This is a genomic window from Pseudomonas brassicacearum subsp. neoaurantiaca (assembly GCF_013608025.1).
Taxonomy (GTDB): Bacteria; Pseudomonadota; Gammaproteobacteria; order Pseudomonadales; family Pseudomonadaceae; genus Aquipseudomonas.
In genome coordinates this window covers 301,899-319,714 of sequence record NZ_VDLV01000010.1, presented here as the reverse complement: position 1 = coordinate 319,714, position 17,816 = coordinate 301,899, and the positions used below count along the sequence as shown (strand labels likewise).

Here is a 17,816-nt window from a genome sequence, read left to right as displayed (position 1 = left end):
ATGCCTGGTGCATCGCCCGGGCGTCGCCAATTTTATTGTGGCGGCGCTCTAGGCAAACACCTCAGTTTCAGGCATATAATTTGCTTAAGTTTGGCGCTCCGGCGCCCTTGTAGTGGATGGCGCATGTGCGCCGGCGAATAAGGTGTTAAGCCCCTGCCATGAAACCATCGCTAGTCTTGAGAATGGGCCAGCAGCTGACGATGACGCCGCAGCTGCAACAGGCCATCCGCCTGCTCCAATTGTCGACCCTGGACCTGCAACAGGAAATCCAGGAGGCCCTGGAGTCCAATCCGATGCTCGAACGCCAGGAAGAAGGCGACGACTTCGATAACTCCGATCCGCTGGCCGACAACGTCGAACAGAAACCCCCTGCCGAAATCCCGGAACCGTCCTATCAGGAAGCTGCCCCGACGGTGGATAACATCGAGGACGGCGAGTGGAACGAACGCATTCCCAACGACCTGCCCGTGGATACGGCGTGGGAAGACGTCTACCAGACCAGCGCCAGCAGCCTGCCAAGCGGCGATGACGATGAGTGGGACTTCACCACCCGCACCTCGGTCGGCGAAAGCCTGCAAAGCCACTTGCTGTGGCAACTGAACCTGGCACCGATGTCCGACACCGATCGCCTGATCGCCGTGACCCTGATCGATTGCATCAACAATCAGGGCTACCTGGACGAGACACTCGAAGAAATTCTCGAAGCGTTCGACCCCGAGCTCGACATCGAGCTGGATGAGGTCGAGGCAGTCCTGCATCGCATCCAGCAGTTTGAACCCGCAGGCATCGGCGCCCGCAGCCTGGGTGAATGCCTCTTGCTGCAATTGCGCCAATTGCCCGCCAAGACACCGTGGCTGGCCGAAGCCAAGCGACTGGTCACTGACTACATCGACTTGCTGGGCGGTCGCGACTACAGCCAACTGATGCGGCGCATGAAGCTCAAGGAAGACGAGCTGCGCCAGGTCATCGAACTGGTACAAAGCCTCAATCCGCGGCCCGGCTCGCAGATTGAATCCACGGAACCCGAATACGTGGTCCCGGATGTGATCGTGCGCAAGCACAACGATCGCTGGCTGGTAGAGCTCAACCAGGAATCGGTGCCCAAACTGCGGGTCAACGCCCAGTACGCAGGATTCGTGAAACGCGCCGACACCAGCGCCGACAACACCTTCATGCGCAACCAGTTGCAGGAAGCACGCTGGTTCATCAAGAGCCTGCAGAGCCGCAACGAAACCCTGATGAAAGTGGCCACCCAGATCGTCGAGCATCAGCGCGGCTTCCTGGAATATGGCGATGAAGCAATGAAGCCGTTGGTCCTGCATGACATTGCAGAGGCAGTGGGCATGCACGAATCGACGATTTCCCGGGTGACCACCCAGAAATTCATGCATACCCCGCGGGGAATCTATGAATTGAAATATTTTTTCTCCAGCCATGTCAGCACCTCCGAAGGCGGCGAATGCTCGTCCACGGCCATCCGCGCGATCATCAAGAAACTGGTCGCCGCGGAAAATCAGAAAAAGCCGTTGAGTGACAGCAAGATCGCTGGTTTACTGGAGGCACAAGGCATTCAGGTGGCCCGCCGTACCGTCGCCAAATACCGCGAATCCCTCGGGATCGCACCTTCGAGCGAACGCAAGCGGTTGATGTAACAGGCCACGCCACAGCGTTCCAGTGGCAGGCAACCCAGCCTGCCGCTTTATGCACTGGCAACGAAGGAGAAGCTGTATGCAAGTCAACATCAGTGGACACCAACTGGAAGTGACCGAACCCCTGCGCACCTACATCGGCGAAAAACTCGACCGATTGGAAAGGCATTTCGACAAGATCACCAATGTGCAAGTCACGATGAACGTCGAGAAGCTGTTGCAGAAAATCGAAGCCACGCTGCATATCCCCGGCGGAGAAGTGGTTGCCAACGCAGAGCATTCAGACATGTATGCCGCGATTGACCTGCTGACCGACAAGCTGGATCGCCAACTCAAAAAGCATAAGGAAAAGACCCAGAGCCTCCTCCAGGGCGCAACCGGTCGTTAACCCCCCCAATCCATGATCCGACTAGAAACCATCCTGACCCCCGGCCGTTCCCAAGTGAACGCGCCGGGCGGCAGTAAAAAGAAAGCCCTCGAACAAATCGCCAACCTGATCCACCGCGAGGTACCGGATCTGGAAATGCAGGATGTCTTCGAGGCACTGGTTGCCCGTGAAAAACTCGGTTCCACCGGTTTTGGCAACGGCATTGCCATCCCCCATTGCCGCCTCAAGGGCTGCGCCTCGCCCATCAGCGCGCTGCTGCACCTTGAAGCCCCCATAGATTTCGACGCCATCGATGGCGCCCCGGTCGACCTGCTGTTCGTCTTGCTGGTCCCGGAGGCCGCGACCGATGCGCACCTGGAGCTGCTTCGCCAGATCGCCAGCATGCTGGATCGCAAGGAAGTACGCGAAAAACTGCGCAGCGCCCCGAGCAACGAAGCCTTGTATCAGGTAGTCCTGGACGAGCAGAACGGCCATTAAACATGCGCATGATCATCGTCAGCGGCCGCTCCGGCTCAGGTAAAAGCACGGCCCTCAATGTACTTGAGGACAGCGGTTACTATTGCATCGACAACCTGCCGGCAGGCCTGCTTCCGGAATTGGCCGAGCGCGCCCTGATCCACACCGAACTTGCGCAACCGCTGGTCGCCGTGTCCATCGACGCCCGCAACCTGCCCAGCCACCTGTCGCGATTTCCGGAACTGCTTGAAGAAGTTCGCAACCGGCATATCCAATGCGATGTGCTGTACCTGGATGCCGATGAAGAGACACTGCTCAAGCGTTTTTCGGAAACCCGTCGACGCCACCCGCTGAGCAACGCCAGCCGCTCCCTGGCTGAAGCGATCCATGACGAGAGCCAACTGCTCGGACCCATTGCCGATTTGGCCGACCTCAAGGTCAACACCACGAACCTCAATCTCTATCAGTTGCGCGACACCATCAAGTTGCGCCTGCTGAACCAGCCTGAACCGGGAACGGCATTTCTCGTCGAGTCGTTCGGTTTCAAGCGCGGCATGCCGGTCGATGCCGACCTGGTGTTTGATGTTCGCTGCCTGCCCAACCCTTATTGGAAACCGGAGCTGCGCGAGCAGTCCGGGCTGGACCAGCCAGTAATCGACTACCTCGCCGCCCAACCGGACGTCGAGGAAATGTTCCAGGACATTTCCAGTTACCTGCTCAAATGGCTGCCCCGCTTCGCAGCGAGCAACCGAGCCTATGTCACGATCGCCATTGGCTGTACCGGTGGTCATCACCGTTCCGTCTACCTGACCGAGCGCCTGGGTCAACTCCTGCAACAATCCCTGAAGAACGTCCAGGTTCGCCACCGCGACCTCAGCTAAAGGATTCACACCGCGATGCCTGCTCGGGAAATTGAAATCATCAACAAGCTGGGTTTGCATGCCCGGGCATCGGCGAAATTCGTGGGTGTGGCGGGTCAGTTTCCTGATACCACCATCCGTGTCGGGCGCACGCCCGAGAGCACCGTCGACGGTAAAAGCATCATGGCAATGATGATGCTCGCCGCGGGCAAGGGCACCAAGATCCACCTGAGCACCGAAGGCGAACAGGCGCAGGAAGCGATGGATGCCTTGGTGGCGCTGATCAACAATTATTTCGACGAGGGGGAATAACTCCTCTGGGCCCAAGGTCATTCTGTGGCGAGGGAGCTTGCTCCCGCTCGGCTGCGCAGCGGCCGCAAGATGTTGGGGTCGCTTCGCGGCCCAGCGGGAGCAAGCTCCCTCGCCACAGAAACGGTCTTGCCATGGTTCTAATCGACACAAAAAAGGCGCGTCACCCAAATGGGTGACACGCCTTTTTTGTGTCCTGAATATCAGCTACCCGCGACCGTCATACGCTCGATCAACACCGAGCCGGTGCGGATGTTGCTGCGCAGTTCCAAGTCGTTCCCCACCGCCACGATCTGCTTGAACATGTCACGCATGTTCCCCGCGATAGTGACTTCCTGGACCGGGAATTGGATTTCGCCATTCTCAACCCAGAAACCCGCCGCGCCACGGGAATAATCCCCGGTGACCATGTTCAGGCCATGGCCCATCAATTCGGTGACCAGCAGGCCACGCCCCATGCGCCGCAACAATGCCGCCTGGTCTTCTTCACCGTGAGTGACGAACAGGTTGTGCACGCCGCCCGCATTGGCGGTGCTCGGCATGCCGAGTTTGCGGCCCGAATACGTACCCAGGATGTATGAAACCAGTTCGCCGTTTTCCACGAACGGCTTGGCGTAGGTCGCCAGCCCATCACCGTCGAACGCCGAACTGCCCATGGCTTGCATCAGGTGTGGGCGCTCGTCGATGGTCATCCATTCAGGGAAAAGTTTCTGGCCCAACGCGCCTTCGAGGAACGACGACTTGCGATACAGATTGCCGCCGGACACCGCCGACAGGAAGCTGCCAAACAGGCCTCCGGCTAACTCCGCGGAAAACAGCACTGGCACCTCGCAGGTCGGTACCGGTCGAGCGCCCAGTCGACTAGCTGCCCGTTGCGCGGCTTTCTGGCCGATGCTGACCGGGTCCGCCAGCAACGAACCCTGGCGGTTCACGTCATACCAGTAATCGCGCTGCATCTGGCCGTCGGCCTCGGCGATCATCACGCAACTCAGGCTGTGGCGGGTCGATGCGTAACCGCCAATAAACCCATGGCTGTTGCCATAGACTCGGCAGCCCTGGTGGGTGTTAAGCGTCGTGCCGTCGGCATTCTTGATCCGGCTATCGGCGTCGAATGCCGCGGCTTCGCAGCGCAGCGCTTGCTCAATGGCTTGCTCGGGCGTGATATCCCAAGCATGGAATAGATCGAAGTCCTTCAGATCCTTGCACATCAGCGCAGCATCGGCCAAACCCGAGGCCTCGTCTTCGGAAGTGTGCTTGGCTATCGCCAGTGCCGCGGCGACGGTTTCACGAATCGCGTCAGGACCGCTGGCCGAGGTGCTGGCCGAGCCCTTGCGCTGGCCTACATACAAGGTAATGCCGAAACCCTGGTCACGGTTGAATTCGACGGTTTCCACCTCGCGCTGGCGCACCGAAGTCGACAGTCCCTGCTCCAGCGATACCGCCACTTCACAGGCGCTGGCGCCTTGTCGCTTGGCCTCGGCGAGAATCTGCTCGACTTGTTCCTGCAGTGCCGGCAATGCCTGCGGGCCGACGCTTTGAACTGCACTCATGGTGTTCTCCACTCAAATTCTGCTTTCGGTAACGGTTTTGTACGCAAAGCGCCTGGACGTTTTTTCATACAATCCCTTGGCCTTCGAGCGACCGGGCCGGACAACCGGCCCCCGACTGGTTATCATGGCGGCGTTTCTTTGCGGACTGCCACCATGGTTGATTCTTACGACGACTCCCTCTACGAGGGTGAAAAAAGCAAATCCCAGGTCAAACGCGAGCTGCATGCTCTGGTTGACCTCGGCGAGCGCCTGACAACACTCAAGCCTGACTTGCTGGCCAAGCTGCCCCTGACCGACGCCTTGCGCCGGGCTTTGGCCGATGCGCCCAAGCACACCGCGAATATCGCGCGTAAACGGCACCTGCAATTCATCGGCAAACTGATGCGCGACCAAGACACTGACGCCATCCTCGTTCTGCTCGACCAGCTCGATGCCTCCACCCGGCAGTACAACGAACGTTTCCACAACCTGGAACGCTGGCGCGATCGCTTGATCGCAGGCGACGACGGCACCTTGGAAAAATTCGTCATTGACTACCCGGAGGCCGATCGCCAGCAGTTGCGCTCCCTGATTCGTCAGGCCCAGCACGAACTGGCACAGAACAAGCCACCGGCGTCGAGCCGTAAAATCTTCAAATACATCCGTGAGCTGGACGAGACTCAGCGCGGTCTGCGCTGATCGCCATCCGCTTCACTTCCCCTCATGGGGTGATTGTCATCGTGGCGAGGGAGCCTGCTCCCGCTCGGTTGCGTAGCAACCGCATCGGGGCTACTGCGTAGCCCAGCGGGAGCAAGCTCCCTCGCCACGATGATTCATCCAAGTCCTTGGATATTTTCATGCACCCGTGCCACCCACGGTAATCGCATCGATCTTCAGGGTCGGCTGGCCGACGCCCACCGGCACCGATTGCCCGTCCTTTCCGCACGTGCCCACGCCGCTGTCCAGCGCCAGGTCGTTACCGACCATCGACACCTTGCTCATCGCCTCCGGCCCGTTGCCGATCAGGGTTGCACCCTTGACTGGCGCAGTGATCTTGCCATCTTCGATCAGGTAGGCCTCGCTGGTGGAAAACACAAACTTGCCGCTGGTGATGTCCACCTGGCCGCCGCCGAGGTTGGCGCAATAGATGCCCTTCTTCACCGACGCGATGATTTCCGCCGGATCGCTCTGGCCGCCCAGCATGTAGGTATTGGTCATGCGCGGCATCGGCAAGTGTGCGTAGGACTCGCGACGACCGTTGCCGGTGCGGGCCACGCCCATGAGGCGGGCGTTGAGCTTGTCTTGCATGTAGCCTTTGAGCACGCCGTTCTCGATCAATGTTGTGCACTCGGTCGGCGTGCCCTCGTCATCGACGCTCAGGGAGCCACGACGGCCGGCCAGCGTACCGTCATCGACAATGGTGCAGAGTTTCGAGGCCACCATCTCGCCCATGCGTCCGCTGTAGGCCGAGCTACCCTTGCGATTGAAGTCACCTTCCAGGCCGTGGCCGACGGCTTCGTGCAGCAACACGCCGGACCAGCCGGACCCGAGTACGACTGGCAAGGTGCCGGCCGGGGCCGGGATCGCTTCCAGGTTGACCAGCGCCTGGCGCAGCGCTTCGCGGGCGTAGCCCATGGCGCGGTCTTCGCTGAGGAAATAACGGTAGTCGGTACGCCCGCCGCCGCCATGACCGCCGCGCTCGCGCCGGCCGTTCTGCTCGACGATCACGCTGACGTTGAAGCGCACCAGCGGCCGCACATCCGCCGCCAGGCCGCCGTCGGTGGAAGCCACCAGGATCCGCTCCCAGACCCCGGCCATGCTCACCGAAACCTGCTGGATACGCGGGTCGAGGGCGCGGGTGGCGACGTCGATGCGCTTGAGCAACTCGACTTTCTCGGCACGGCTCATGACTTCCAACGGATTGTCCGGTGCGTACAACTGGGCCACGTCCTGGCTGCTGAACGCCTGGACCGTGCCGTTCTGCCCGGCCCGGGAGATCGAGCGAGCCGCACGGGCCGCTGCGCCGAGGGCTTCGAGGGTGATGGCATTGCTGTAGGCGAAACCGGTTTTTTCCCCGGACTGGGCCCGCACGCCCACGCCTTGGTCGAGGTTGAAACTGCCTTCCTTGACGATGCCGTCTTCCAGCGACCATGACTCGGAGATCTGGCCCTGGAAATACAGGTCGGCGGCATCGATGCCCGGACCGGCCAGGTCGCCCAGCACGCCTTGCAGGCTTTCCAGGGTTACGCCGCCGGGGGCTAAAAGGTGTTCACTGACAGAGGACAACAACCCGCTCATATGTTTTACGCCTTGAATTCGTCGTCTTGGACAGGTCGCTGTCGCGCGCCCTGCGAGAAAAAGCGCCGGTGGTTCGCCACCGGCATGCGCGCCCGGATGGACGCCTGTTCATTGCTGTCGCGTTCAGCCAATAGCACGGCCTCGCCTTGATCCTGTTGCGCCAGCATCCGCCCCCATGGATCGACAATCGCAGCATGGCCAAAGGTTTCCCTTGGCCCCGGATGCACCCCGCCCTGGGCGGCCGCCAGCAGGTAACACTGGGTTTCGATGGCCCGGGCGCGGATCAGCACGTCCCAGTGGGCAGCGCCGGTCACCGCGGTGAACGCCGAAGGCGCGGTGATCAATTCGGCTCCGGCGGCCCGCAACTCGCTATAGAGTTCAGGGAAACGCAGGTCGTAACACACCGTCAGGCCCACCCGGCCCACGGGGGTATCGGCAACGACCACGTTGCCGCCATAAGCATAGTCATCGGATTCGCGGTAGCGCCCGCGATTGTCCGCCACGTCCACGTCGAACAGGTGCAACTTGTCATAGCGCGCCACGATCTGGCCCTGGTCGTCCACCAGCAACGAACAGGCATGGGCCTTGGCCTCGGGCTGGTCTACGGGCGGCAACGGCAATGTACCGGCGACAATCCATAACCTGAGGTCGCGGGCGACCTGTTTCAACCAGGGCAGGATCGGCCCCTGACCAAAGGCTTCGTCGCGACCGATCTGCGCCACGTCCCGCCGGCCCATGGCGGCGAAGTTTTCAGGCAGCACCGCCAGCCTTGCGCCACCCGCCGCAGCCTGCTCCAGCAGCACACGGGCACGAGCCAGGTTGGCGAGCACATCGCTTTGGCTGACCATTTGAATCACGGCGACTGGCATGGTGCTTCCCTCACTTTTTACATCACTGCCCCTGTGGGAGCGAGCTTGCTCGCGATAGCGGTGTTTCAGTCACATTTCCTTTGCTGACCCACCGCTATCGCGAGCAAGCTCGCTCCCACAGGGACTCGCGTTAACCTGTCAGAACGGCTTGTCGAAGCTGATCTTCGGTTCTTTCCACGGTCCCTTGACGTCATATCTTACGCTGGCAAAACGCGCTACGCGGTCACCGATCAGCTTGTCGATCAAAAACAACGCCCCGCCCACCGCCGGAGCGCCGACGATCAGCGCGGCGATCGGCAGGTTGTTCGTCACCGGCAAGGTCACCAGAAGCTTGGCGTCAACCCGGTCGGTGACCATGTCCAGCGTACCGTTGAGCTCAAGGTTGCTCGACGGTCCCGTGAGGGTGATGGGCTCACGCGTGACGTATACGCCGTCGCTCGCCACCAGCAACCCCTTGACCCGGTCATAGCTCAGCCCTTTACCGAACAGGTCGGAAAAATCCAGGCGCAAGCGCCGGCCGATGGAGTTGAAGTTCAACAGGCCAAATACCCGCAGTGCCTGGGCACTGCCTTCGACCTCGACGAACTGGCCCTTGCTCAATGACGCATCGAGACTGCCGGAGAAACGCTTGGTGGCAACCCAGGCCGGCGAACCGGGCCAGCGACCGTCCACATCCAGGCGAAATTCCTGGCTGGTCACACTCGGCGCGAACCCCCACCCTTTCAGGACATCAGCCAGATTCTTGCCCTTGATACGGCCCTTGTACCAACTGCTGGTGGAACCGGGTACGCCTTCCCAGGCGCCGTTGCCGTTCAACACCATGCCCTTGAGGCCCATGTCCAGGTCGTTCAACGCAATACCCTTGCCGGTGGGGCGCACCTTCAATGACCAGGCGCCGATCAGATCAGGACCTTGGAACAACTGGTCGATGGCGATGTCCATCGCTGGAATCTTGCCGGGATCGACCGTGGCCAGAGGATCCGGGGCGTTTTCGTCGGCCTGCACCGTTGGGTCCACAGCCGGCAGGCGCACATAATCCAGCTTGATGCCGATCGGGGCGGCTTTCGCATCCGGCAGGCTGACGCTGCCCTTGGCCTGCTGGCTGTCAAGCCGCAGGGCCCAGGCGTCCGGCTTGCGGTCCAACTGCACCGAAGCCTCGTCCAGCGTCGTACCCATGGCCGTGAGCTTGCCCACTTTCAGGTCGGCGCTGCTGAGCACTTGCCGGGCACTGCCGCCCGGGTCCTGGCCGGCGTATTTGCTCAACAGATCCTGCCAGGGGCTCACGTCCAGTTCCGACAGCGTGCCTCGCAGTCGCAGTCCCTTGCCGCCAGGCAATACTGCCTCACCGGAACCCAGCAGCAGTTCACCGCGACCGTCGGCGACCTTCCCGCTCGGCGCGGCATAAGTGAAGCTGGCCAGGTCGCCGTAATTCACCCAATACCGCCGCTCCGGCCCCTGCAGCGTCATACGGAACACTGTGTCGCGCCCGACATCGGCGGCCATCCCGAAGGGTGCCGGCAAGTCCACCGCCACACCCTTGAGGTTGGAGCTGACCGACAACTGGCTGTCGGCGCCGTCGAGGATCACCTGAAGCTGATACGGAACCACCCCGGAGACGGGCAATGGCTGAGTCACGCTCAACCAATCGGTGAGTTTCTTCACCTCGACCCGTCCCGATGCGGTCACCCGCGTATTGAGCGCACCGGCGCGGCCCTCGGCGAAAATCTGCGCAGTCACAGGTCGGTCGAACGCCCTGGCCGCGATGGTCTTGCCGCTCAATCCCTTGCTGCTGTCGAAGCGGAAATCACCCTTGAGTTCGGTCAGCTCAAGCGCCGGCTCGCTCAGCTTGAGCCGAGCCTTGTCAGTGGCGAAATCCACCAGGATTTTCGGTTGCTCGCCTTTGACCAGCGGAATATCGAGCTTCACGCTGCCCTGCAGCGCACCCTCGCCTTCCCAGCCGGCGAACGTCTCGGCCGTACCGATAGGCGCGGTCTGGAGGATCTTCAGCCCATCGCCCAATCCTCCGGCAAACCCGCCATCCAGCAGCAGATGAGAGCTCTGTCCACTGGGAACATGGGGGATATTCACCGAAACGTCTTTCACCTGGGTATCGAGCAGTTGCCCCTGGCTGGCGAAAATGCGCACGCCACTGTCTTCGACAAACACATCGCCGCTGACCTTGCTGACCGAAGGCCAGCCCGGCTGGAAGGCCAACTCGGCATCATGCACCTTGAAAAACAGGCTGATGCTGCGGGCTGCGTCCTCGGCACCTTTGTTCAGCGAACCCTGGTACTGGAAAAAACCTTCGTCCACCGCGCCCTTGACGATTGCCGTGCGCAGCCACTCGTCCAGCGCCGGGCTGAGGACGGCCGGCAGGTACTTGCCGGTATAGCGTCCGTTGCCATCCACCAGGCCGACCCGCAGGTCCATGTAGTCTTCCTGGCTGTGGTCGAAATGCAGACGAATCAGGAAATCGCCGGCAATCCGGCCTTCCTCCCCCAGCACCTTCAGGTAGGGCGCGATCAGGGTGAAGCCCTGCTTGTCGAGCTTCCAGGTCAACCGGGCGTTGGCTTGCAGGTATTGCCAGGGCTTGGCGAAGATCGGCGCCAGGTGCAGGGAGAAATCCTTGCTGTCCATGCGCAGTTCGCCGCCGCCCAGGTCACCGCTGAGGCTGCCGGAAACGTTGCGCGCCGCCGGAGCACCGTGATAGGCGTCAAAGCCCACCGTGTCCAGGTTGGTGGCAAAGCTGACTTTCTGGTCGCCGGTGTTCTGTGGACGAAAGTCCACCAGCACATTACGCAGGCCACCGGTTACCTTGAGCCGATCGATCGCCGTGGCGACGCCCTCCGGCAACGGCGCCAAGGCATTGAGCAACGGCGTCAGCGGGGTCAGGTCGAGACGATCGGCCTCCAGGTGCCAACGTTCCTCGGCTTTATCGGTGGCGTCGCTTTGCTGTAGTTGCAGGCGCGATTCCCAACGGGCGTCCCCCAGGCTCATCGCCAAGGTGTCGAGCGTCGCATTGAATCCTTGGCTACCGCGCTGGAAGTATCCGTTGAGGGCCAGGTTCTGGATCTGTACCGGTTTGCGGTCAGCGTAGGCGCCCTGCAGCTGCGGCGCGTTCAGTCGCACGGCCGCGCTTTGCACCGTGCCCGCCCCCCAACTGAGCCAGAACTCACCACCGGCCTTGATCTCGGAAAAATTCCATTGTTGGGTCAGGCGCTTCGGCAGCCATTTGGACCAATCACTTTGCGGCAGGCTCAGGTAGGCATCAGCCTCGCCATTTTTCCAGTCGCTGGCTCGGATCCGCGTGCGCACGTTCACCGCCACGGGCTGGCCGTCAGGCAGCGTCAGGCGGGCATCCAATCGCTGGCGCGTGGGGCCGGTGCGCAAGCTCAGGCCGACGTAGGTCAGGCTCAGCGGCGGCTGATCCAATGGTTGCAAGGTGACCTGGCTGTCGAGTACCGACAGCTTCGAGACGATCTGCATCCGGTCCAGCAACTGTTGAGGATCGAGGGGCTGATCATCCCGCACGGGCAGACCTTCCAGGGCCCACTTGCCGTCTTCGCCTTCCTTGAGGCTGATCTTCAGCCCACTGATTTCCAAATGAGCGATGCGCACCTGGCGCGTCAGCAGGCTGTCCCATAGATCGGGCACGACGCGTACTTGATCCAGGTGCAAGGCATTGGCGCCGTCGCCGACCACCACGTCACGCGCCGCCAGTATCGGCGCCAGGGCGCTCCAGCTCCCGTCGAGGTTGCCGACGTGCACGGGCATGCCCAAGGCTTCGCTGGCGCGAGTTTCCAGGTCGCCACGGTATTCGGCCACCAGCGGGACGAGTTCCCGACCGAGGCTGACGTACAACGCCAGCAATACCAGCAACAGAGCACACAGGCCCAAGCCCCAGCGCGTCAGGGTAGCCAGAAGGCGTGTCAGGCGCTCCATGTCAGCAGCCTCCCCAGGCAAAGGCATTCAGATTGGCGGCCTCGCCACTCCACACGCCGCTTCAGAGCAACACCACGTCGTATTGTTCCTGGGAGTACATGGTTTCCACCTGGAAACGAATCGTGCGTCCGATAAAAGCCTCCAGTTCCGCCACGTTGCCTGACTCCTCATCGAGCAGGCGGTCCACCACTTTCTGGTTCGCCAACACTCTATAGCCAGTGGCCTGGTAGGCGCGCGCCTCCCGAAGAATTTCCCGGAAGATTTCGTAACACACGGTTTCCGGGGTCTTGAGCTTGCCCCGCCCCTGGCAACTGCTGCACGGTTCGCACAGCACCTGCTCCAGGCTTTCGCGGGTGCGCTTGCGGGTCATCTGCACCAGGCCCAGCTCGGTGATGCCAATGATGTTGGTCTTGGCGTGATCGCGCTCCAACTGTTTTTCCAACGTGCGCAGCACCTGGCGCTGGTGCTCTTCATCTTCCATGTCGATGAAATCGATGATGATGATCCCGCCAAGGTTACGCAGGCGCAGTTGCCGGGCAATGGCGGTCGCCGCTTCAAGATTGGTCTTGAAGATGGTCTCCTCGAGATTGCGATGACCGACAAAGGCACCGGTGTTGACGTCGATGGTGCTCATCGCCTCGGCCGGATCGACCACCAGGTAACCGCCAGACTTGAGCGGCACCTTGCGCTCCAGTGCACGCTGGATTTCATCTTCGACACCGTAGAGGTCGAAAATCGGCCGTTCGCCTGGGTAGTGCTCCAGGCGATCGGCAATTTCCGGCATCAGTTCGGCGACGAATTGGGTGGTTCGCTGGAAGGTTTCCCGGGAATCGATGCGAATTTTCTCGATCTTCGGGCTGACCAGGTCGCGCAGGGTCCGCAGCGCCAGGCCGAGGTCTTCGTAGATCACGCTGGGGGTGGCGATGGTCTTGATCTGCGCGGCGATCTGGTCCCAGAGCCTGCGCAGGTAGCGGATATCCATGAGGATCTCATCCGCACCGGCGCCTTCGGCTGCGGTGCGCAGGATGAAGCCGCCCGCCTCCTTGATCCCTTCTTTCTCCACGCAATCGCTGACGACTTTCTTGAGACGCTCGCGCTCGGCTTCGTCCTCGATCTTCAGGGAAATGCCGACATGGGCCGTGCGCGGCATATACACGAGGTAGCGCGATGGAATCGACAGCTGGGTGGTCAGGCGCGCGCCCTTGGAGCCGATGGGGTCCTTGGTGACTTGCACGACGAGGCTCTGCCCCTCATGGACCAGCGCACTGATGCTCTCCACGGCCGGCCCTTCGCGCATGGAAATTTCCGACGCATGAATGAATGCCGCTCGATCCAGCCCGATGTCGACGAAGGCCGCCTGCATGCCCGGCAGCACACGCACCACCTTGCCCTTGTAGATATTCCCGACAATGCCACGTTTCTGCGTACGCTCGACATGGACCTCTTGCAGGACACCGTTTTCAACCACCGCCACGCGCGATTCCATCGGCGTGATGTTGATCAGGATCTCTTCACTCATGGCAGGGTCTCGTTCAGGCATATTCACGATTATGGCCGCATCAAGTCAGTCAGCGCTCAGCGCGCGCTCAAGTTTTGCCAACAGGGTATGCCGAAATGGCCCAGCAGTTCCGCGGTTTCGCACAATGGCAGGCCGACCACCGCCGAATAACTGCCTTCGAGCCCGGCGACGAACACCGCACCCAACCCCTGGATACCATAGCCGCCGGCCTTGTCCCGGGGTTCGCCGCTGGCCCAGTAGGCCAGCGCTTCCTGTTCGGTGATCGGGCGGAAACTCACCCGACTGCGAACCACACGGGATTCGCAACGCTGTCCGTCCAGCACGGCAATGGCCGTCAATACTTCATGATCGCGACCGGAAAGGCCCTGGAGCATCGACACGGCGTCGGCCTGATCCTGAGGCTTGCCAAGAATTCGCCCGTCCAGCACAACAGCGGTATCGGCGCCCAACACGCAGCCATCGATGTCGGTTGCCAGGGCACGTCGTCCAGCCCCGGCCTTGCCGCGCGCCAAGCGTTCGACATAGGCCGATGGGGTTTCATGATCGAAGGGAGTTTCGTCGATGTCCGCACTGATGGCGGTAAACGGGACGCCAATCTGCGTAAGCAGTTCACGTCGACGCGGCGAGCCTGAGGCGAGGTAAAGCGGTTTCATCAAGACATCTCCCTTCCAAGGTACGGGCCAATGCCTGACCGAATCAGTTGATTTTGAAACGCAGGCGCAAGCCGCGTAAACCGAAGCTTATCCATGGCCAGAGCAAGGCACTGACCAGGGCCGGCAGGACCAGCGCCAGGGTAGGCTGGCGGTTGCCGGTCAGCGCGCTGAGCCATAGCTGCACCAGTTGCGCCAGGCCAAAGATCACCAGGATCACCAAGCTCTGCTGCCACATCGGGAACATCCGCAGGCGTTGTTGCAACGAGAGCACCAGGAACGTGATCAAGGTCAGGATCAGCGCGTTCTGGCCCAACAACGTGCCATAAAGCACGTCTTCGGCCAGCCCCAGGCACCAGGCCGTGACCATGCCGACCTTGTGCGGCAAGGCCAGGGCCCAGAAGGCCAGCAGCAAGGCCAGCCACAGCGGGCGCAGGATTTCCATGAACTGCGGCAGCGGTGAAACGCTGAGCAACAGGCCGATGGCGAAGGTCAGCCAGACCATCCAGCCGTTACCGGATCGAGTACTGCTCATTCTTCTCGTGCTCCCCTGGTGGCAGGCGTAGCGGCGGGCGTCGAGGCCGGTGGCTTGGCCGCGGGCTTCGCAGGTTGGCTCGCCGGCTGGCGCGCAACCGGCTGGTGAGCGGTCGGCTTGGCAGGTGTCGCAGCGGGTGCGGCCGGGGGCGTGGTGGCCGGCGTCGTTGCAGCGGGCGTTGTCACCTGGGGCTTGGGCACGGTGGCCGGGACCGGCGCAGGCGCGGGCGGCGTGGCCGAATCGCCACCCTGCCGGTCCTGGGCTTCCTGGGCCACGGCCGCATCGTTCGCCCGTTCTTCAGGCGTGCGGTTGTCGCTGAACACCAGCAGCAGGTAACGGCTGCGGTTCAGCGCGGCGGTCGGAACCGCGCGAACGATGGCAAACGGCTGGCCGGAATCGTGGATGACTTCCTTGACCGTCGCCACCGGATAACCGGCAGGGAATCGCTGGCCGAGGCCGGAGCTGACCAGCAGGTCGCCTTCCTTGATGTCGGCTGTGTCGGCCACGTGCCGCAATTCCAGGCGTTCCGGGTTGCCGGTCCCACTGGCAATCGCCCGCAAGCCGTTGCGATTGACTTGCACGGGAATGCTGTGGGTGGTGTCGGTCAACAGCAGGACACGGGAGGTATAGGGCATCAACTCCACCACCTGCCCCATCAGGCCACGGGCATCGAGCACCGGCTGGCCGAGGACGACGCCGTCGCGCTCGCCCTTGTTGATGATGATGCGGTGGGTGAACGGGTTGGGGTCCATGCCGATCAACTCGGCCACTTCGACCTTCTCGTTGACCAGCGCGGAAGAGTTGAGCAACTCGCGCAGCCGAACGTTCTGCTCGGTGAGGGCCGCCAATTTCTGCATGCGGCCCTGCAACAGCAGGTTTTCGGTCTTGAGTTTTTCGTTTTCGGCGACCAGTTCGGTCCGGCTGCCAAACTGACTGGCCACACCCTGCCACAACCGTTGCGGCAGGTCGGTGATCCAGTAGGACTCCATCAACACCAGCGACATCTGGCTGCGCACTGGCTTGAGCAGCGTGAAACGGGCATCCACCACCATCAGCGCAACCGATAGCACGGCCAACACCAACAGGCGCACACCCAATGAGGGGCCTTTGGCAAAAAGCGGTTTAATAGGCCGCTCCTCCCAGGCAAATGTTTTCTTTATTCATACGGCATCAAACCGGCCTGGATACGAATGACAGAAGATAAACGCCAACAGGCAGCACTGCAAAGTGCTGCCCGGGAGCGAACAACATAGACCATCCCGCCAGGCTTATTCGCTGGAGAGCAAGTCCATGGTGTGCTTGTCCATCATTTCCAATGCACGGCCACCGCCGCGGGCAACGCAGGTCAGCGGGTCTTCGGCGACAATCACCGGCAGGCCGGTTTCCTGGGCCAGCAGCTTGTCGAGGTCACGCAGCAGCGCGCCACCACCGGTCAGCACCAGGCCGCGCTCGGCGATGTCCGACGCCAGCTCCGGCGGGGACTGCTCGAGGGCGCTCTTGACCGCCTGGACGATGGTCGCCAGCGACTCTTGCAGCGCTTCGAGCACTTCGTTGGAGTTGAGGGTGAACGCGCGTGGAACGCCTTCAGCCAGGTTGCGACCGCGAACGTCGACTTCGCGTACTTCGCCGCCCGGGTAGGCCGTGCCGATTTCCTGCTTGATGCGCTCGGCGGTGGATTCGCCGATCAGGCTGCCGTAGTTGCGACGCACGTAAGTGATGATCGCTTCGTCGAAACGGTCGCCGCCCACACGTACGGATTCGGCGTAGACCACACCATTGAGGGAGATCAGCGCGATTTCAGTGGTACCGCCACCGATGTCGACAACCATCGAACCGCGGGCTTCTTCCACCGGCAGGCCGGCACCGATGGCCGCAGCCATTGGCTCTTCGATCAGGAACACTTCACGGGCACCGGCACCAAGGGCCGATTCACGGATGGCGCGACGCTCCACCTGGGTGGACTTGCAGGGCACGCAGATCAGCACACGAGGGCTGGGCTGCAGGAAACTGTTTTCGTGAACCTTGTTGATGAAGTACTGCAGCATCTTTTCGCAGACGCTGAAGTCGGCGATCACGCCGTCTTTCATTGGGCGAATGGCTGCAATGTTGCCCGGTGTACGGCCCAGCATGCGCTTGGCTTCCGTACCGACAGCCACGACACTTTTCTGGTTACCGTGGGTGCGGATGGCCACGACCGAGGGTTCATTCAGGACGATACCGCGCTCGCGCACGTAAATAAGGGTGTTGGCAGTGCCCAGGTCGATGGAAAGATCGCTGGAAAACATGCCACGCAGTTTCTTGAACATGGGAAAGGGACCCTAGGCAACGCGTGGGTAAAAAAGTGCGGCAAACTCTAACAACGACAGGGATTTTGGGCAAGGCGCCAATATGTTAAATTGGCCGCTTTTCTGTGCACCAAACCTCGAAATCGCGGCGGTAGCGCCGTAGAAATGCGGTAGTGTTCCGACAATCTAACACACGGACCGACTGCGTCCGTTTTGTTTTCCACTGGAGAATCCCATGGCGCTTGAACGCTCCGACGTGGAAAAAATCGCTCATCTGGCCTGTCTGGGCCTCAATGAAGCCGATCTTCCACACATCACTTCTGCCCTGAACAGCATTCTCGGGCTGGTCGACGAAATGCAAGCGGTCAATACCGACGGTATCGAACCGCTGGCCCACCCACTGGAAGCCAGCCAGCGCCTGCGCGCCGACGTCGTGACCGAGTCCAATCACCGCGAGGCCTACCAGTCCATCGCGCCAGCGGTCGAAAACGGCCTGTACCTGGTTCCGAAAGTCATCGACTAAAGGG

16 protein-coding genes are annotated in these 17,816 nt (G+C 61.5%); 7 read left to right on the top strand and 9 right to left on the bottom strand.

Annotated elements, in window-relative coordinates:
* Window positions 1–158 precede the first annotated feature (158 nt).
* The 5 genes from FHK92_RS08095 (at window position 159) to FHK92_RS08075 (ending at window position 3,665) form a co-directional block, all read left to right on the top strand.
* The gene (locus FHK92_RS08095; protein ID WP_181287595.1) at window positions 159–1,652 is read left to right on the top strand and encodes an RNA polymerase factor sigma-54; all 1,494 of its coding nucleotides are present in this window, start codon (window positions 159–161) and stop codon (window positions 1,650–1,652) included.
* Window positions 1,653–1,728: 76 nt separating this feature from the next.
* Window positions 1,729–2,037 carry a ribosome hibernation-promoting factor, HPF/YfiA family gene (gene hpf / locus FHK92_RS08090; protein ID WP_039592236.1) on the top strand — a complete coding sequence of 103 codons (309 nt, stop codon included), beginning with the start codon at window positions 1,729–1,731 and terminating at the stop codon, window positions 2,035–2,037.
* A 12-nt stretch (window positions 2,038–2,049) separates the two neighbouring features.
* Window positions 2,050–2,514, top strand: coding sequence for a PTS IIA-like nitrogen regulatory protein PtsN (gene ptsN, locus FHK92_RS08085; protein ID WP_030139851.1), 465 nt, complete (start codon window positions 2,050–2,052; stop codon window positions 2,512–2,514).
* A gap of 2 nt (window positions 2,515–2,516) precedes the next feature.
* Complete coding sequence (gene rapZ, locus FHK92_RS08080) at window positions 2,517–3,374, top strand: RNase adapter RapZ (protein ID WP_181287594.1); 858 nt, start codon at window positions 2,517–2,519, stop codon at window positions 3,372–3,374.
* A gap of 15 nt (window positions 3,375–3,389) precedes the next feature.
* Window positions 3,390–3,665: an HPr family phosphocarrier protein gene (locus FHK92_RS08075; RefSeq protein WP_181287593.1), complete on the top strand. Its 276-nt coding sequence runs from the start codon at window positions 3,390–3,392 to the stop codon at window positions 3,663–3,665.
* Between the two features lie 200 nt (window positions 3,666–3,865).
* Here the strand turns inward: FHK92_RS08075 and pmbA are convergent, their stop codons facing one another.
* The gene (gene pmbA / locus FHK92_RS08070; protein ID WP_181287592.1) at window positions 3,866–5,212 is read right to left on the bottom strand and encodes a metalloprotease PmbA; all 1,347 of its coding nucleotides are present in this window, start codon (window positions 5,210–5,212) and stop codon (window positions 3,866–3,868) included.
* Window positions 5,213–5,365: 153 nt separating this feature from the next.
* Here pmbA and yjgA point away from each other — a divergent pair, with 153 nt between their 5' ends.
* Entirely contained in the window at window positions 5,366–5,890 is a 525-nt protein-coding gene (gene yjgA, locus FHK92_RS08065) for a ribosome biogenesis factor YjgA (protein ID WP_014336624.1), read from the top strand.
* 156 nt (window positions 5,891–6,046) lie between these two features.
* Here the strand turns inward: yjgA and tldD are convergent, their stop codons facing one another.
* The 8 genes from tldD to mreB form a co-directional block, all read right to left on the bottom strand.
* The gene (gene tldD / locus FHK92_RS08060) at window positions 6,047–7,489 is read right to left on the bottom strand and encodes a metalloprotease TldD (RefSeq protein WP_003197828.1); all 1,443 of its coding nucleotides are present in this window, start codon (window positions 7,487–7,489) and stop codon (window positions 6,047–6,049) included.
* Window positions 7,490–7,494: 5 nt separating this feature from the next.
* Window positions 7,495–8,358: a carbon-nitrogen hydrolase family protein gene (locus tag FHK92_RS08055; protein WP_181287591.1), complete on the bottom strand. Its 864-nt coding sequence runs from the start codon at window positions 8,356–8,358 to the stop codon at window positions 7,495–7,497.
* A 138-nt stretch (window positions 8,359–8,496) separates the two neighbouring features.
* Window positions 8,497–12,300: a YhdP family protein gene (locus FHK92_RS08050; protein WP_181287590.1), complete on the bottom strand. Its 3,804-nt coding sequence runs from the start codon at window positions 12,298–12,300 to the stop codon at window positions 8,497–8,499.
* Between the two features lie 61 nt (window positions 12,301–12,361).
* A complete protein-coding gene (rng, locus tag FHK92_RS08045; RefSeq protein ID WP_030139844.1) occupies window positions 12,362–13,819 on the bottom strand; it encodes a ribonuclease G in 1,458 nt (485 codons plus the stop codon).
* 56 nt (window positions 13,820–13,875) lie between these two features.
* Window positions 13,876–14,472: a Maf family protein gene (locus FHK92_RS08040; protein WP_181287589.1), complete on the bottom strand. Its 597-nt coding sequence runs from the start codon at window positions 14,470–14,472 to the stop codon at window positions 13,876–13,878.
* A 43-nt stretch (window positions 14,473–14,515) separates the two neighbouring features.
* Window positions 14,516–15,004: a rod shape-determining protein MreD gene (mreD, locus tag FHK92_RS08035; protein WP_030139842.1), complete on the bottom strand. Its 489-nt coding sequence runs from the start codon at window positions 15,002–15,004 to the stop codon at window positions 14,516–14,518.
* The gene (gene mreC, locus FHK92_RS08030) at window positions 15,001–16,131 is read right to left on the bottom strand and encodes a rod shape-determining protein MreC (RefSeq protein ID WP_181287705.1); all 1,131 of its coding nucleotides are present in this window, start codon (window positions 16,129–16,131) and stop codon (window positions 15,001–15,003) included. Before mreC ends, mreD begins: the two co-directional genes overlap by 4 nt.
* A 141-nt stretch (window positions 16,132–16,272) precedes the next feature.
* The gene (mreB, locus tag FHK92_RS08025; RefSeq protein WP_002555108.1) at window positions 16,273–17,310 is read right to left on the bottom strand and encodes a rod shape-determining protein MreB; all 1,038 of its coding nucleotides are present in this window, start codon (window positions 17,308–17,310) and stop codon (window positions 16,273–16,275) included.
* Between the two features lie 214 nt (window positions 17,311–17,524).
* On the opposite strand from mreB, the gene gatC reads away from it, so the two are divergent.
* The gene (gatC, locus tag FHK92_RS08020; RefSeq protein ID WP_003197816.1) at window positions 17,525–17,812 is read left to right on the top strand and encodes an Asp-tRNA(Asn)/Glu-tRNA(Gln) amidotransferase subunit GatC; all 288 of its coding nucleotides are present in this window, start codon (window positions 17,525–17,527) and stop codon (window positions 17,810–17,812) included.
* Window positions 17,813–17,816 lie beyond the last annotated feature (4 nt).

Excerpts from the sequence above, each read along its gene's own strand:
- FHK92_RS08095 (WP_181287595.1), top strand. The coding sequence starts at position 159 with ATGAAACCATCGCTAGTCTTGAGAATGGGCCAGCAGCTGACGATGACG.
- hpf (WP_039592236.1), top strand. The coding sequence starts at position 1,729 with ATGCAAGTCAACATCAGTGGACACCAACTGGAAGTGACCGAACCCCTG.
- ptsN (WP_030139851.1), top strand. The coding sequence starts at position 2,050 with ATGATCCGACTAGAAACCATCCTGACCCCCGGCCGTTCCCAAGTGAAC.
- rapZ (WP_181287594.1), top strand. The coding sequence starts at position 2,517 with ATGCGCATGATCATCGTCAGCGGCCGCTCCGGCTCAGGTAAAAGCACG.
- FHK92_RS08075 (WP_181287593.1), top strand. The coding sequence starts at position 3,390 with ATGCCTGCTCGGGAAATTGAAATCATCAACAAGCTGGGTTTGCATGCC.
- pmbA (WP_181287592.1), bottom strand. The coding sequence starts at position 5,212 with ATGAGTGCAGTTCAAAGCGTCGGCCCGCAGGCATTGCCGGCACTGCAG.
- yjgA (WP_014336624.1), top strand. The coding sequence starts at position 5,366 with ATGGTTGATTCTTACGACGACTCCCTCTACGAGGGTGAAAAAAGCAAA.
- tldD (WP_003197828.1), bottom strand. The coding sequence starts at position 7,489 with ATGAGCGGGTTGTTGTCCTCTGTCAGTGAACACCTTTTAGCCCCCGGC.
- FHK92_RS08055 (WP_181287591.1), bottom strand. The coding sequence starts at position 8,358 with ATGCCAGTCGCCGTGATTCAAATGGTCAGCCAAAGCGATGTGCTCGCC.
- FHK92_RS08050 (WP_181287590.1), bottom strand. The coding sequence starts at position 12,300 with ATGGAGCGCCTGACACGCCTTCTGGCTACCCTGACGCGCTGGGGCTTG.
- rng (WP_030139844.1), bottom strand. The coding sequence starts at position 13,819 with ATGAGTGAAGAGATCCTGATCAACATCACGCCGATGGAATCGCGCGTG.
- FHK92_RS08040 (WP_181287589.1), bottom strand. The coding sequence starts at position 14,472 with ATGAAACCGCTTTACCTCGCCTCAGGCTCGCCGCGTCGACGTGAACTG.
- mreD (WP_030139842.1), bottom strand. The coding sequence starts at position 15,004 with ATGAGCAGTACTCGATCCGGTAACGGCTGGATGGTCTGGCTGACCTTC.
- mreB (WP_002555108.1), bottom strand. The coding sequence starts at position 17,310 with ATGTTCAAGAAACTGCGTGGCATGTTTTCCAGCGATCTTTCCATCGAC.
- gatC (WP_003197816.1), top strand. The coding sequence starts at position 17,525 with ATGGCGCTTGAACGCTCCGACGTGGAAAAAATCGCTCATCTGGCCTGT.